16 protein-coding genes are annotated in these 13,662 nt (G+C 71.4%); 10 read left to right on the top strand and 6 right to left on the bottom strand.

From position 1 onward, the window contains the following. Positions 1-9: 9 nt before the first annotated feature. Genes BJ979_RS04360 through pyrE form a run of 3 tightly spaced genes read right to left on the bottom strand, consistent with a single transcriptional unit; the run spans position 10 to position 2,136 of the window. On the bottom strand, positions 10-636 hold the full coding sequence (locus tag BJ979_RS04360; RefSeq protein WP_179565554.1) for a hypothetical protein: 627 nt from the start codon (positions 634-636) through the stop codon (positions 10-12). 10 nt (positions 637-646) lie between these two features. Beyond that, complete coding sequence (locus BJ979_RS04355; protein WP_179565552.1) at positions 647-1,588, bottom strand: hypothetical protein; 942 nt, start codon at positions 1,586-1,588, stop codon at positions 647-649. Next, positions 1,585-2,136: an orotate phosphoribosyltransferase gene (gene pyrE, locus BJ979_RS04350; protein ID WP_343046593.1), complete on the bottom strand. Its 552-nt coding sequence runs from the start codon at positions 2,134-2,136 to the stop codon at positions 1,585-1,587. Before pyrE ends, BJ979_RS04355 begins: the two co-directional genes overlap by 4 nt. Positions 2,137-2,220: 84 nt before the next feature. Between pyrE and BJ979_RS04345 the strand changes: the two genes are divergently transcribed. The 4 genes from BJ979_RS04345 to BJ979_RS04330 all read left to right on the top strand — a co-directional run bounded on the left by BJ979_RS04345 (position 2,221) and on the right by BJ979_RS04330 (position 4,286). Further along, positions 2,221-2,469 (top strand): type II toxin-antitoxin system Phd/YefM family antitoxin, encoded by a 249-nt coding sequence (locus BJ979_RS04345; protein ID WP_179565550.1) that lies wholly within the window; start codon positions 2,221-2,223, stop codon positions 2,467-2,469. Next, positions 2,466-2,738 (top strand): Txe/YoeB family addiction module toxin, encoded by a 273-nt coding sequence (locus tag BJ979_RS04340; protein ID WP_179565548.1) that lies wholly within the window; start codon positions 2,466-2,468, stop codon positions 2,736-2,738. Before BJ979_RS04345 ends, BJ979_RS04340 begins: the two co-directional genes overlap by 4 nt. A gap of 68 nt (positions 2,739-2,806) precedes the next feature. Further along, positions 2,807-3,652: an exodeoxyribonuclease III gene (locus BJ979_RS04335; RefSeq protein WP_179565546.1), complete on the top strand. Its 846-nt coding sequence runs from the start codon at positions 2,807-2,809 to the stop codon at positions 3,650-3,652. A 34-nt stretch (positions 3,653-3,686) separates the two neighbouring features. Then, positions 3,687-4,286, top strand: a complete 600-nt coding sequence (locus tag BJ979_RS04330) for a hypothetical protein (RefSeq protein WP_179565544.1) — start codon at positions 3,687-3,689, stop codon at positions 4,284-4,286. Positions 4,287-4,325: 39 nt separating this feature from the next. Here the strand turns inward: BJ979_RS04330 and BJ979_RS04325 are convergent, their stop codons facing one another. Continuing rightward, a complete protein-coding gene (locus BJ979_RS04325; RefSeq protein WP_179565542.1) occupies positions 4,326-5,255 on the bottom strand; it encodes an AEC family transporter in 930 nt (309 codons plus the stop codon). A 96-nt stretch (positions 5,256-5,351) separates the two neighbouring features. Here BJ979_RS04325 and BJ979_RS04320 point away from each other — a divergent pair, with 96 nt between their 5' ends. Further along, a complete protein-coding gene (locus BJ979_RS04320; RefSeq protein WP_179565540.1) occupies positions 5,352-6,569 on the top strand; it encodes an ATP-binding protein in 1,218 nt (405 codons plus the stop codon). 85 nt (positions 6,570-6,654) lie between these two features. Here the strand turns inward: BJ979_RS04320 and BJ979_RS04315 are convergent, their stop codons facing one another. Continuing rightward, positions 6,655-7,650, bottom strand: a complete 996-nt coding sequence (locus BJ979_RS04315; RefSeq protein ID WP_179565538.1) for an iron-siderophore ABC transporter substrate-binding protein — start codon at positions 7,648-7,650, stop codon at positions 6,655-6,657. Between the two features lie 130 nt (positions 7,651-7,780). Here BJ979_RS04315 and BJ979_RS04310 point away from each other — a divergent pair, with 130 nt between their 5' ends. The 4 genes from BJ979_RS04310 (at position 7,781) to BJ979_RS04295 (ending at position 12,286) form a co-directional block, all read left to right on the top strand. Beyond that, positions 7,781-8,860, top strand: a complete 1,080-nt coding sequence (locus tag BJ979_RS04310) for a FecCD family ABC transporter permease (RefSeq protein ID WP_343046592.1) — start codon at positions 7,781-7,783, stop codon at positions 8,858-8,860. After that, on the top strand, positions 8,857-9,912 hold the full coding sequence (locus BJ979_RS04305; protein WP_179565536.1) for a FecCD family ABC transporter permease: 1,056 nt from the start codon (positions 8,857-8,859) through the stop codon (positions 9,910-9,912). The genes BJ979_RS04310 and BJ979_RS04305 overlap by 4 nt, the downstream gene beginning before the upstream one ends. After that, entirely contained in the window at positions 9,909-10,715 is an 807-nt protein-coding gene (locus tag BJ979_RS04300; protein WP_179565534.1) for an ABC transporter ATP-binding protein, read from the top strand. Before BJ979_RS04305 ends, BJ979_RS04300 begins: the two co-directional genes overlap by 4 nt. Before the next feature lie 152 nt (positions 10,716-10,867). Beyond that, the gene (locus BJ979_RS04295; protein WP_179565532.1) at positions 10,868-12,286 is read left to right on the top strand and encodes a DUF6421 family protein; all 1,419 of its coding nucleotides are present in this window, start codon (positions 10,868-10,870) and stop codon (positions 12,284-12,286) included. Between the two features lie 4 nt (positions 12,287-12,290). On the opposite strand, the gene BJ979_RS04290 is transcribed toward BJ979_RS04295, so the two are convergent. After that, positions 12,291-12,785 carry a DUF4188 domain-containing protein gene (locus tag BJ979_RS04290; RefSeq protein WP_179565530.1) on the bottom strand — a complete coding sequence of 165 codons (495 nt, stop codon included), beginning with the start codon at positions 12,783-12,785 and terminating at the stop codon, positions 12,291-12,293. A 191-nt stretch (positions 12,786-12,976) separates the two neighbouring features. On the opposite strand from BJ979_RS04290, the gene BJ979_RS04285 reads away from it, so the two are divergent. After that, on the top strand, positions 12,977-13,600 hold the full coding sequence (locus BJ979_RS04285) for a MerR family transcriptional regulator (RefSeq protein ID WP_179565528.1): 624 nt from the start codon (positions 12,977-12,979) through the stop codon (positions 13,598-13,600). Positions 13,601-13,662: the final 62 nt, after the last annotated feature.

The following is a 13,662-nucleotide window of genomic DNA, read 5'->3' as shown; positions in this document are numbered from 1 at the left end:
GCTCGCCGATCAGCCGTCGCTCTTCGGCGGTGCCGAGCTGACGGCCGCCTTCTGCGCGGCCCAGACGCCGGCCTGCGCGGCGCCCTGGAGGCTCTCGCCGATCGGCTTGCCGCTCGACCGGGTCACGAAGCAGAAGTAGTCGCGCGGGCCGCTCGACCACTGCGCCGAGGTCGCCGGGAAGGCGGCCGAGAGCTGCAGGTCGGTGTACTGCCCGGCGGCGGCGAGGTCGACGACGCCGGACGCCGCGCAGAGCTCGGTGAGCCGGCCCTGCAGGGCCTCGACGCCGGGGTAGCGCTTCGTCGCATCGGGCACGGGCGCGCGCAGCACGAGCTGGGCGTCGTGGTCGCGCGCGCAGCTGACCACCGTGAACGTCTCCGCCCACGGGTCGCTGAAGTCGGCCAGGCACTCGCCGCCGGCAAGAGCCGACCAGGGATGCGCGCCCGCCTTCACCGGTCCGCTCGGCACGGCGCTCGGGGCCGACTTCGCTCCCCCGCCGTCCGACTGCGCGGAGCCGCCCGAATCCGGGTCCGCTCCGGCGACCGGCAGGCGACTCCCGAGCAGGAAGAGCGACAGCAGTGCGAGCACGCTCACGACGGCGACAGCGACCGCGAGCAGGGAGCGCTGGGTGCGCGACATCGGGGCGTGGTCACCCGTGTCGAGGCCGGCGGGGGGGGCCGCTGGCGGCGCCGGACGCACCGGCCGCATGCCCCGGTTGACCCGTCCAGCCGAAGCGGGCGCCCCGCGCGAGCGCGCGCTCGTCGGCCTCCTGCGCCGCCGCGAGCGCGGCCTTCGTGCGCGCCCACGGGTCGTGCGCCGGCTGGGGTCCGGTCAGGCCCGAGGGGATGTGCCCCTGCGTCGGCGGGCCGGCGCGGTCAGGCGCGCGCGGGCTGGTGACGGCGCCGTCCTGCCACTCGACGAAGCGCTCGGGGGCGAAGAGCTCGTCGAGCAGCGCCGAGCTCTCGGCCTGCGGGACGGTTCCGGGCGGGCTCTCGAACGCGAGCGCCGACTGCAGGTGCAGCTCGGGCGGCAGCGTCGTGGGGTCGGTGTGCGCGAGGTCGGCGGCGGCGATCGGCGCGGTCCCGGGTAGCGCGCCGGTGTCGATCGAGGGCTCGGCGGCGGCGGCGGCGATCGGTTGGGTTCCGGGCAGGGCACCGGTATCGATGGGCAGCTCGGCGCGACGCCGACGCGGCTGCTCGACCGCGGCTATCGGCTCGGTGCCGGGCAACGCTCCGGTGTCGATCGACGGCTCGGCGGGATGCCGGGCCGGCTGCTCGACTGCGGCGATCGGCTCCGTGCCGGGCAGGGCACCCGTGTCGATCGGCGGCTCGGTGCGCCGCTCGATCGGCGGGGCCGCGGGAGCCGGCCGAGTGGGTCGAGCGGTCCGATCGGGTCGGGCGTCACCGGCGTCGGGCTCGACGAACTGCGGCGCGGCCCGCAGCGGCGGGGCCGGCGGCTCGACGAGGGGCGGCGGAACCGGTGGCGGCACGGGCCGCTCGACACCGTCGGGAGCGGCCGAGCCGGGCGACGGCGGCGGCGCGGCGCTCAGCCGCTTCCGCTGCTCATCGCTCAGCCCGCCGCCGGAGCTCACGGAGCCAGGCCCAGGTCTTCCAGGCCGATGGCCGAGTAGTAGGGGTAGCCGGCCGACTCGATGCGGGCCTTCGCCTCGGTCGCGCGGTCGACGACCACCGCGACGGCGGCGATCTCGGCGCCCACCTTCTCGAGCGCGGCGATGGCCTGCAGCGGCGAGCCGCCCGTGGTCGAGGTGTCTTCGAGCACGATCACGCGCTTGCCGGCGAGGTCGGGGCCCTCGACCTGACGGCCGCGGCCGTGGTCCTTGGGCTCCTTGCGCACGACGAACGCGTCATAGCTCAGACCGCGCGCGGCGCCCTGGTGCAGAACCGCGGCCGCGATCGGGTCGGCGCCCATGGTCAGGCCGCCCACCGCATCCACCTCGGGGATGTCGGCGATCAGGTCGACCATGACCTGGCCGATGAGCGGGGCGACGCGGTGGTCGAGGCTCACGCGACGCAGGTCGACGTAGTAGCTGGCCTTCTTGCCGCTGGTGAGCGTGAAGTCGCCGTGGAACACGGCGTCGGAGCGGATGTAGTCGATGAGCTGCTGGCGCGCGTCGGTCACGGCGGTCACTCTACTTTCTTCCACATGGCAGGGCGGTGCCATCATCCGAGTGGTACCGTTTCTGGTACAAGTGGAGGTCCACCCATGAGCATCACCGCCAGCGAAGCGCGCCGCGACCTGTTCGGCCTCATCGAGCGCGTCAACCTCGACCAGACCGAGGTCGTCGTCGTCTCCAAGCGCGGCAACGCCGTGATCCTGTCGCAGGACGAATACGACGCACTCGTGGAGACCAGCTACCTGCTCAAGTCGCCGGCCAACGCTCGCCGCCTGCTGTCGTCGCTCGAGCAGGCGCGAGCCGGTGATGCTCGCGAACGCGACCTGATCGACGAGTGACAGCCCGGCAGGTCAGCTTCACCGACGAGGCCTGGGAGGACTACCTCTACTGGCAGGGCCAGGACCGCAAGACCCTGAAGCGCATCAACAGCCTGATCCGGGATGTGCTCACCGACGACCCCTTCACCGGGATCGGCAAGCCGGAGGCGCTCAAGCACGCCCTCGCCGGGTGCTGGTCACGACGCATCGACGAGACCAACCGGCTCGTCTACCGGGTGACCGCGACCCACGTCGAGGTCCTGCAGGCGCGCTACCACTACGACGACTGAGCCCCACCGGTGGGCGGCGCCCGCGCCGCCCATCCGCCTCTGTCGCCCGCCGCCGCTAGCGTTGGGGCATGCGCATCGCCACCTGGAACGTCAACTCGGTCCGCGCGCGGGTCGGCCGCATCGTCGACTGGCTCGGCCGCGAAGAGGTCGACGTGCTGGCGATGCAGGAGATCAAGTGCAAAGACGCGCAGTTCCCGCACGCCGAGTTCGAGGCCGCCGGCTACGAGGTCGTGACGCACGGCCTCAACCAGTGGAACGGCGTCGCGATCGCGAGCCGCCTGGGGCTCGAGGATGTGGCGAACACCTTCGAGGGCATGCCCGGCTTCCTCAAGGGCAGCGAGGGTCCGGATCTGCCGCTCGAGCCGCGCGCGCTCGGCGCGACCGTGAACGGCGTGCGGGTGTGGAGCCTCTACGTTCCCAACGGCCGCGGCCTCACCGACCCGCACTACACCTACAAGCTCGAATGGCTCGAGGCGCTGCGCAGCTCGACCGCCGACTGGATGCGCGCCAACCCCGACGGCCCCATCGCCCTGACCGGCGACTTCAACATCGCCCCCACCGACGCCGACAACGGCGACCCGACGATCATCGAGGGCGTCTCGACGCACGTGTCGCCGCCGGAGCGCGCCGCCTTCCAGGCGCTGCTCGACAGCGGGCTGACGGATGTCGTGCGCCCGCTCGTGCCCGAGGGCTACACCTACTGGGACTACAAGCAGCTGCGCTTCCCGCGCAACGAGGGCCTGCGCATCGACTTCATCCTCGGCTCGAAGCCCTTCGCCGACCTGGTCGCGGGGGCGGGCATCCACCGGAACGAGCGCAAGGGCGACGCCCCGAGCGACCACGTGCCCGTCGTCGTCGACCTCGACCTGGGTGCCGACGACGAGGATGACGACGACCGCCCGATGATCTTCTGACGTCGGCGGCGGGAGGCGAACTGGTCTCGTCTTCGTGGAGTTCTTCCTGCCGACGATGTGGACCTACTACCCCGCCGAGCGAACTCTCGCCGGGCTGCCCGGCTACCGCTGGGCTCGCGATCCCCGCGACACCGCGATCTGGCTGATCACCGCGCTGCTCACCTTCGCCGTCGCAGCGCTGCTGGCGCTCGTGCCGAGCCTGCTCGGCGAGAACGCCGTCGTGGTGTGGCTGATCGTCGCACTGATCACGCTGTTCGGCATCGGCCGCGTCGTCATGGCGATCGTGCGCAGCAAGCGCATCGTGCGCTCGGCGACCGGCTCCCCGCTGCGACGTCGGCACTCGGTCGCCTACCCGGACGGCGGCTCCGCCGCCGTCGACGACGTCGTCGCGCGATTCCGCAGCGGCGACCCCGCGCAGCACGCGCCGATGCCCGACGGCCACCTCAATCGCGGGCAGCTGCGCGTGCAGATCTGGACCGCGGATGCCGACCGGCTCGGCCTGGTCGCGGTTCAGCGCGGCAACGAGGCTCCCGAGCTGATCGACGTCGACGGCCCCGCCTACGACCGGATGAGCGAGGCGCTCGAGCGCGGCATCGGCCGTTGGATCCGGGTGCGGTCGAACTCGACGGTCTGAACCTCCCACCCGGCGCGGCTCGGCAGCCGGCAGGGTTCGTCAGCCGGCGGGGTGCAGCAGCAGCGCGATCACGAGGATGACCGGCAGCGACGCGAGCGTCGAGAACAGCACCGCATCCCGCGCCAGCATCACGCCCTGGTTGTAGCGCACGGCGTAGGTGTTGATGTTCTGCGCCGCCGGCAGCGCGGCCACGACCGTCGCGGCGGCGACCTCGGCCGCGGGCAGGTGCAGCACGAGCGCGGCTATGACCCAGGTGATCGCGGGCATGGCGATCGTCTTGATCGCCGTGGCGACGAGCACCGCGCGCCGCGGCGAGCCGGCCGCGAACGGCCGTTGCCCGCGCAGCGACATGCCGAAGGCGATGAGCATCGCCGGGATCGCAAGGCCGCCGACGAGGTCGAACGGCGCCATCACGGGGTCGGGCAGCTCGACGCCGGTCGCCGCGACGATCACGCCGATGACGGAGGCGATGAGGATGGGATTGCGGATCGGCCCGAGCAGCACGCTCTTCAGCGAGACCGTGCCCCGCGCGGTCACATCGAGCAGCGTCAGCACGATCGGCGCGAACACCAGCAGCTGGAACAGCAGCACCGGGGCGACGTACTGGGTGCTGCCGATCACGTAGGTCGCGACCGGCAGGCCGATGTTGTTGGCGTTGACGTAGCCGGATGCCGCGGCGCCGACGACCGTGTCGCCGAAGCGCATCCGGAACAGCAGGCGCGACGCGAGCACGAACAGCAGCGCGGCGACGAGGGCGCCGACGAACGCGGCGACGAGGAACGGCGAGAACACCGTCGACAGGTCGGCGCGGGCGAGCACCGTGAACAGCAGCGCCGGGCTGCCGACGAAGAAGGCGGTGCGGTTGAGCACGAGCCCGGCGCCGTCGGGCAGCACCTCGAGCCGCGCGATGAGGTAGCCCACGGCGATGATGACCGCGATGATCGCGAATCCCGTCAGCGCCCCCAGCACAGGTCCAGTCTGGCATTGCTGAGCGCAAGGGATTGCTAGCTTTAGGCGTTTTTATCCAGATCGGCTAAAGCGCACTAAATCTCCTAAACTGAGCGCGTGGACGCCGTCGACAATCCCTACACGCCGAACGCAGGAGCTCGTCCCGAGATCCTGATCGGACGCGATGAGCAGACGCAGGCGTTCCGCACTCTGCTCCGCCGCCTCCGGCGTGGACGAACCGAGCAGTCGATGATCATCACCGGCCTCCGTGGCGTCGGCAAGACGGTGCTGCTCAACTCGTTCCGCACGATCGCGCAGGAAGAGGGGTGGGAGGTCATCGAGTTCGAAGCCGTCAAACACGGCGAGAACCGTTTCCGCCAGACCCTCGCCTCGCAGCTCAAGGCATCACTGCTCCGGATGTCGCCGCGGGCTCGATGGTCGGATCGAGCCCGTCGCGCCGCAGAGGCGCTCAGCGCTTTCTCCGCCTCGGTCGACTCGACCGGAACCTGGTCGATCGGATGGGACATCCCGCCAGCTGAGGGGATCGCCGACCATGGTGACCTCGCCATGGACCTGACCGACGTGCTGGTCGCCATCGGAGAGGCGGCGTCCGAACACGGACGAGGACTCGCGCTGCTCATCGACGAAGTGCAGTTCCTCGAGACTCCGCAGCTCGAATCGCTCATCCAGGCGATCCACAAGACCGTTCAGCGCAGCCTGCCCGTCACTTTCGTTGGGGCCGGCCTGCCGCAGATCGCCGAGCTCGCCGGCGATGCGAAGTCCTACGCCGAGCGGCTCTTCAAGTTCCCGAGCATCGGTTCGCTCGGCGACGAAGACGCCCGGCTGGCACTCGTCGAGCCGGCCGCCGCAGAGGGTGCGATCTACGAACCCGGCGCGGTCGAGGCAGCGATCGAGATCACTCACGGCTACCCGTACTTCATCCAGGAACTCGGCTATCAGGTCTGGACGGTCGCGGAGAACAACAGGATCTCGGCCGAGCACATCGAACTCGCGAAGGGGGCGTACGAAGCCAAGCTCGACGGCTCGTTCTTCCGCGTTCGACTCGATCGGGCTACGCCGCTGCAGACCGCGTACATGAGGGCGATGGCTGAACTCGGGTCGGCCCCGCAGAAGGCGTCGGATGTCGCCGCGTTGCTCGACCGAACATCGACCCAGCTCGGCCCCACGCGTGCCGAGCTCATCGAGATGGGACTCCTCTACACGCCCGAACACGGCTACGCCGCCTTCACGGTGCCCGACTTCGACGAATTCATGAAGCGGGCGGTGCCGATCCTGGAGGTCCCTCCGGTCGGACAGCGACGCCGCCGCCCCTGACCCGTCACTTCGTCTCGCGCGGCGCCGGACGCGACGGAGCCCCGGTGGGCGCATCCACCGGGGCTCCGTCGTTCTCGTCAGCGGATCAGCTGGCCGGGACGGCCTTCTCGATCAGCGGGACGAAGTTCTTCAGCAGGTAGTCCTGCGCGAGCGGGGTGCCGCTCGAGAACGCCGACTGGATGTCCTGGTCGGTGATCACGATGCTGTGGCCGGCCTCGACGGCGGCCACCTTGCTCCACAGCGGCTGCTCGGTGATCTTCGACGCCTCGATGAAGATCGGGAAGGCGACGACGAGGTCGGCGTTCAGCAGGTCCAGCTGCTCTGACGAGATCGACACCGAGAAGCTGTCGGCCTTCATCGCCGCGATCGTCGGGTTCTGCACGAAGCCGAGGCGCTGCAGGAAGGCGAGGCGGGCGTCGCCGTCGACGTAGGCGCCCCATCCCTCGCTCGTGTAGGCGGCGACGGTCGCGCTCTTGCCGGCCCACTCGGGGTGGGCGTCGGCGGCGGCCTTGGCGTTCTTCTCGACGGTGTCGAGCAGCTGCTTCGCCTTGTCGGGCTGGCCGAGGGCCTCGCCGATCATGGTCGTCTGCTGCTCGAGGGTCGTGAGGTAGTTCTCGCCGCCCTTCGGCACGCTGATCGTGGTGGCGATCGACTTGAGCTTGTTGTAGCGCTTCTCGTCGCCGAGACCGTGGGTGTCGAGGATGAGGTCGGGCTTGAGGTTCGCGATCTGCTCGTAGTCGGGCTCGAGCGTCTTGATGATCTCGGGCTTGACCGAGCCGTAGAGCTTCTCGGCCCAGGGGCCGACTCCCTTGCCGCCGAAGCCGAGCCAGTCGCTCGCGCCGACCGGCTTGACGCCGAAGCTCAGCGCGGTCTCGGCGTCGCCCCAGCCGAGCGCGACGACGCGCTTCGGCGCCTCCTTGACCTCGATGGTGCCGAACTTGGTGGCGACCTTCGCCGGGAACGAGCCGGCGGCGTCGGAGCCGGAGTCGGATCCGCCGGCCGAGCCGGAGCCGGTCGAGCAGGCGCTGAGCACGACCGCGATGACCGCGGCGGCGGCGAGCAGCAGAGGGGTTCTCTTCATGAGCGTGTGGTGTCTTCCGGGTATGACGAAGCGGCGTGAGCCGGGTGCAGGGGTGCGCGGCGGATGCTGTCGCGGCGCGGTGCGACGCCCTCAGCGGGCGGGGCGCGGACTTAGGTTAGCCTAAGCTCTCGTGACGTCAACCCGAGCCGTCGAGGAGACCGCCGAGCAGCGCCTCGCGGCTCGGCGCGCCCGGATGCGGCCCGCCACCGTGCGGCTGCTCGGGCTGCTCATCGGCATCGTCGCGCTGGCCGTCGCGATCGCACTGAGTCTCGCCGTCGGCTCGCGCGGCATCCCGCTCGACCACGTGCTCCAGGCGCTGCAGGACCTGTTCGACGGCAAGCCCCCGGCGGGAACCGAGGCGAGCGTCGTCGTCGAGTCGCGCCTGCCGCGCACCGCGATCGGCATCGCCGCCGGCATCGCGCTCGGGCTCTCCGGCGCCCTCGTGCAGGCGGTGACGCGCAACCCGCTCGCCGACCCCGGCATCCTCGGCGTCACCTACGGCTCGGGCTTCGCGATCGCGCTCGGCATCGCGGTGCTCGGCATCCAGGGCTCGGGCTCGTACGTCTGGTTCGCGCTCGGCGGCGCGCTGCTCACGACCGTCGCGGTGTACCTGATCGGCGCGGGCGGCCCCGGCGCGATCGATCCGGCCCGGCTGACGCTCGCCGGCGCGGCGCTCAGCGCGATCCTCATCGGCGTCATCACGGCGCTCTCGCTGCTCGACCCGAAGACATTCGACGTGCTGCGCGCCTGGAACGCCGGTTCGCTGCAGGACCGCGACTGGCCCGACCTGCTGCCCGTGCTGCCGTTCCTCGCGGTCGGCGCGATCCTCGCCCTCGCCCTCGGCGGCCCGCTCAACGCGGTCGCGCTCGGCGACGACCTCGCCCGCTCGCTCGGCGCCAACGTCGCCCTCGTGCGCGGCCTGTCGATCGCCGCCGTCACGCTGCTCGCCGGCGGCGCGACCGCGATCGCCGGGCCCATCGCCTTCGTCGGGCTCATGGTGCCGCACGCGGCGCGCTTCGTGACCGGCCCCGACCAGCGCTGGATCCTCGCCTACACGCTCGTGCTCGCCCCCGTGCTGCTGCTGGCGGCGGATGTTCTCGGCCGCGTCGCGCTCTACCCGGGCGAGCTGCCGGTCGGCATCGTCACCGCCGTCCTCGGCGCCCCCGTGCTCATCGGCATCGCCCGCTCGCGACGGATGAGCAGCCTGTGAGCGCGGCGACGACCGGTCGGCCCGGCCGCCCCACGACGCCGACCGCGCAGGAGCGCCCCGCTCGCCGCGCGGGAGCCCGCCTGCGCACGCGACGCCGCGCGATCATCCTCGTGCTCGCCGTCGTCGTGGTCGTCGGCTTCGTGCTCGCGATCTGCCTCGGCCGCTACCAGCTCACGCCGCTCGAGGTCATCCAGGCGTTCGGCGACCGCGAGAGCTTCGACCACCAGGTGGTCGTCGAGTGGAGGATGCCGCGCACGATCGCCGCGCTCGCGTTCGGGGCCGCGCTCGCGGTCTCGGGCGCGATCTTCCAGACCCTCAGCCGCAACCCGCTCGGCTCCCCCGACATCATCGGCTTCTCGACCGGCTCGTACACGGGTGCGCTGATCGTGACGATCGTGCTCGGCGGCCTCGTGCCGGTCGAGTTCGGCGCCCTCGCCGGCGGACTCGTCACCGCGCTCGTGGTCTACCTGCTGGCGTTCCGCCGCGGCATCGACGGCTTCCGGCTGATCATCGTCGGCATCGGCGTGACCGGAGTGCTCGCGGCGATCAACGTGTGGATCCGGCTGCGCGCGAAGGCCGAGGTCGCGATGGCCGCGTCGGTGTGGGGCGCCGGCTCGCTCTCGACCGTCGACTGGGCGCACCTCGTGCCGGCCGTCGTCATCCTCGCCCTGCTCGGCGTCGCCGTCGTCATGCTCGCGCCGCGCCTGCGCCAGCTCGAGCTCGGCGACGACTCGGCCCGCGCGCACGGCCTTCGCGTCGAGCCCTCCCGGCTCGCGCTCGTCGCGATCGGCGTCGCGCTCACCGCCGTCGCGACCGCCGTGACCGGCCCCATCGCCTTCATCTCCCTCGCCGCGCCGCAGATCGCCGCGCGTCTCACCCGCGGCCCCGGCATCCCCCTCGCCGCGAGCGCCCTGCTCGGCGCGGTGCTGCTGCTCGGCGCCGACCAGGTCGCACAGAACGCGCTGCCCGGGGTTCCGGTCGGCGTCGTCACGGTGTGCGTCGGCGGCGGGTACCTGATCTGGCTGCTCATCCGGGAGGCGCGACGCCGATGACCGACACCACCGCAACCTCCGCCGCCCGGCTGCAGGCGCGCGACGTGACCCTCGCCTACGACCGCCGCGTCATCGCCGAGAACCTGGCCGTCGACATCCCCGACCGCTCGTTCACCGTGATCGTCGGCCCGAACGCCTGCGGCAAGTCGACGCTGCTGCGCGCGCTGTCACGGCTGCTCACGCCGACCTCGGGCCAGGTCGTGCTCGACGGCAAGGCGATCGCGAGCTACGCGCCGAAGGAGGCCGCGCGCGTGGTCGGCCTGCTGCCGCAGAGCTCGACGGCGCCCGACGGCATCACCGTCAGCGACCTCGTGTCGCGCGGGCGCTACCCGCACCAGGGCCTGTTCCGGCAGTGGACGAGCGCCGACGAGCACGCCGTCGAGCAGGCGATGGTCGCGACCGAGGTGGATGCGCTCGCCGACCGGCAGGTCAGCGAGCTCTCCGGCGGTCAGCGGCAGCGCGTGTGGGCCGCGATGGCGCTCGCGCAGCAGACGCCGATCCTGCTGCTCGACGAGCCGACGACCTTCCTCGACATCGCGCACCAGGTCGAGCTGCTCGACCTGTTCGCGCGACTGCACCGCGACGGCACGACCGTGGTCGCCGTGCTGCACGAGCTCAACCAGGCGGCGCGCTACGCGACGCACCTCATCGCCATGAAGGACGGCCGGGTCGTCGCCGAGGGCGCCCCGCGCGAGATCGTGACGGCCGAGCTCGTCGAGGAGGTGTTCGGGCTGGCGTGCGTCGTCATCCCCGATCCCGAGACGGGCACGCCGCTCGTGATCCCGCGCGCCTCGCGCGACTGACCGGCAGGCTCGCGCGGCCGACATCGCGCGTGGGGGCGACTGGGGCGCGCTTTAACTGCGCCGGAGCCGAATCAGACGCAGGTTTTCAGCGCGCGACGCCCGACGCGATGGCGGCCTCTCTTCCTAGCCTGGAAGCGAGAGGAGGCGTCATCATGTCGATCGCCCATGCATCCACCCACAGCACCACTCCCGTCATCGGAGAGCCCGAGGTCGTCGAAGACGCCTCGATCGCCGAGACCTCCGCCGCCTGGCTCCAGCTCAAGGCCGCCGCCACCGAGCTGCAGCAGTGGCAGATCAAAGACGGCTCGATCCCCGAGGCCGGCGACCACCCCGCCGCCCGCGACGCCGTCGCCCGGCTGATCGCCGGCATCCGCGCACTCGCTCCCGCCTTCCCGCACGACGCCGCCTACCTCGACGCCGCGATCGTCGACTTCGAGCGCTGGGTCGACGGCGGTTTCGGCGTGCCCGACTTCCTGGATGCGCTGGTCGCCTTCCAGCCCGCCCAGCACCGCATCGACGGCCTGCGCCACCTCGTCGTGTTCCCGATGTATACGCAGAACGGCTCGAGCGAGCGCCACGTCGAGGCGCTGATCGTCGAGGTCATCTGGCCCGAGTTCATCGCGCGGCTCGAGCAGACGTACACGAACAAGCTGTTCCTGTCGCTGCGCCTGATCGACTTCACCGCCGGCTACGACACCAACTCGGCCGTGCTGTTCCCCGAGACCGTCGCGATGCGCGAGATCCCCGCGTTCACCTGGGGCGCGATCTTCCAGGACCGCGAGGCCGCCCGCTACCGCCGCGTCACTCGCGCCGCCGCCGACATCACCAAGCTCGAGCTCACCCCGCTCGACGCCGCGATGCTCGACGACCAGGCCGCGACCGAGAAGACCTTCGTCATGTGGGACCTCATCCACGATCGCTCGCACATGCGCGGCGACCTGCCGTTCGACCCGTTCATGATCAAGCAGCGCATGCCGTTCTTCCTCTACTCGCTCGAGGAGCTGCGCTGCGACCTGACCGCGTTCCGCGAGAGCGTGCGCCTCGGCGAGGCCGACGACGCCGAACTCGGTGAGGATGCCGCCGAGATCCGCGACCAGGCCGTGCGCGTGCAGCACGCGATCCTGTTCGACCGCATCTTCCGCTTCCCGCTGACCGGCTCGCGGGTGCGCAACTACGACGGACTCGGCGGGCAGCTGCTGTTCGCCTGGTTGCACCAGCGCGGCGTGCTGCACTGGACCGACACGCAGCTCGCGATCGACTGGGTCGCCCTGCCGGCCGCGGTCATCGCGCTGTCGGATGCGATCAACGAGCTCTACTGGCGCAGCATCGACCGCCCGAAGACGGTGCACTGGCTCGCCGCCTACGAGCTCGTGCGCGGCACGCTCACGCCGAACCCCGCATCCGCCTGGGCCCGCGGCCTGTCGGACGAGATCCTCGCCGGCGCGCCCAAGGGCTACACCGACGCCGTGCTCGACGACGAGTTCCCGCTCTCGATGTTCTACGAGGCGCTGAACAAGAAGATGACCGACGTGATCGAGTCGACCCGCGGCATCACGGCGACCACCGCCTGACGCGTCAGCCGGCCGCGCCCGTGGTGCGGCCGACGGCGTAGCGGTCGCGCGCGCGGTTGCCGCGCGGCGTGACCGCTACGTGCTCGGTCGCGGCGGGCAGCCCGGTCTTCGGCATGCCGACGTACATCGTCTCGGCGCGTTCCACGTGGAACGTCTCGTGCCAGATGCCGACCGCGGCCGGGGCCTTGCGCGCTTTCGCGTTGAAGGCGGTCCAGGCGGGGCGGTGCGCCGCATCCTGGTTCGAGGCGTAGGCGTAGAGCTTCTCGATGCTGCTCCAGTACTGCACGATGTAGGGCCCGTTGCGGCCGAACAGCGGCGTGAAGCCGAGCAGGCCCGAGTCGGGATCCTTCGACAGCTCGATCAGCATCGGCCCCATCGCGCGCAGCACGGGCAGCCAGAGGTCGGGGCGCCACAGCTTGTTGATGCGCATCCCGATGTGGAAGACGACGAGCTCGCCTTCGTGGTGGTGGGTCATGCGACCCGGGAAGATCTTCGGCATCTCGCGCCTCCTGGTCGAGCGATGACGGGTGGATGCGGCGAGTCACGCGGCGGTGCCTCGCGTGGCGTTGCGCAGTGTCGCGCGGTGCCGCGCGGCGCCGCATCCGATTGGATAGTTGAACTCTCCAATAATGGATAGTGCTACTCTCCAATGTCAAGACCCCCGGTTCCGTCCCGATCCCAGGAGCGTGGATGCGCATCTCGCAGCTCGCCGCCGCATCCGGCGTGCCCGTCGCGACCGTGAAGTACTACCTGCGCGAAGGGCTGCTGCACGAGGGCGAGCGCACGGCCGCGACGCAGGCGCTCTACGACGACAGTCACGTCGCACGGCTGCGGCTCGTGCGCGCGCTGCTCGGGGCGGGCGGCGTGAGCATCGCGCAGGCGCGCGCCATCCTCGCCGCCATCGACGAGCCGCCGGCCGCGATCGACCTGCTCGGAACGGCGCACAACGCGATCACTCCACCGCTGGATGCGTCCGCCGACGTCGACGAGGTGCGCGCGATCACGAGCGGATGGGGCTGGCACACCGAGAGCTGCGACCCGGCCGTGCTCGGCGCCGTCGCCGCGGGATTGCAAGGGCTGCGCGACGGCGGCTTCGACCTTGCACCGGGCGTGCTCGACGCCTACGGCCGCGCCGCCCGCGACATCGCGCAGGCGGAGATCGACGGCATCCCGACCGAATCGGCCGAGGCCGCCGTGCGCTACGTCGTGCTCGGCACCGTGCTGGTCGAGCCGCTGCTGCTCGCCCTGCGCCGCCTGGCCGAGCAGGTCGTCTCGGGCGAGCGCTTCGGCGAGACGGGGCCGCTGCGCGGCTGAGCGGTTGGGGGCTCAGGAGCTGAGCGGCTGAGGAGCTGAGCGGCTGAGGAGCTTCCGTGCTC

Origin of the sequence: Schumannella luteola (assembly GCF_013408685.1) — a bacterium.
Lineage (GTDB): Bacteria > Actinomycetota > Actinomycetes > Actinomycetales > Microbacteriaceae > Schumannella > Schumannella luteola.
This window is presented reverse-complemented; position numbering and strand designations above follow the sequence as displayed.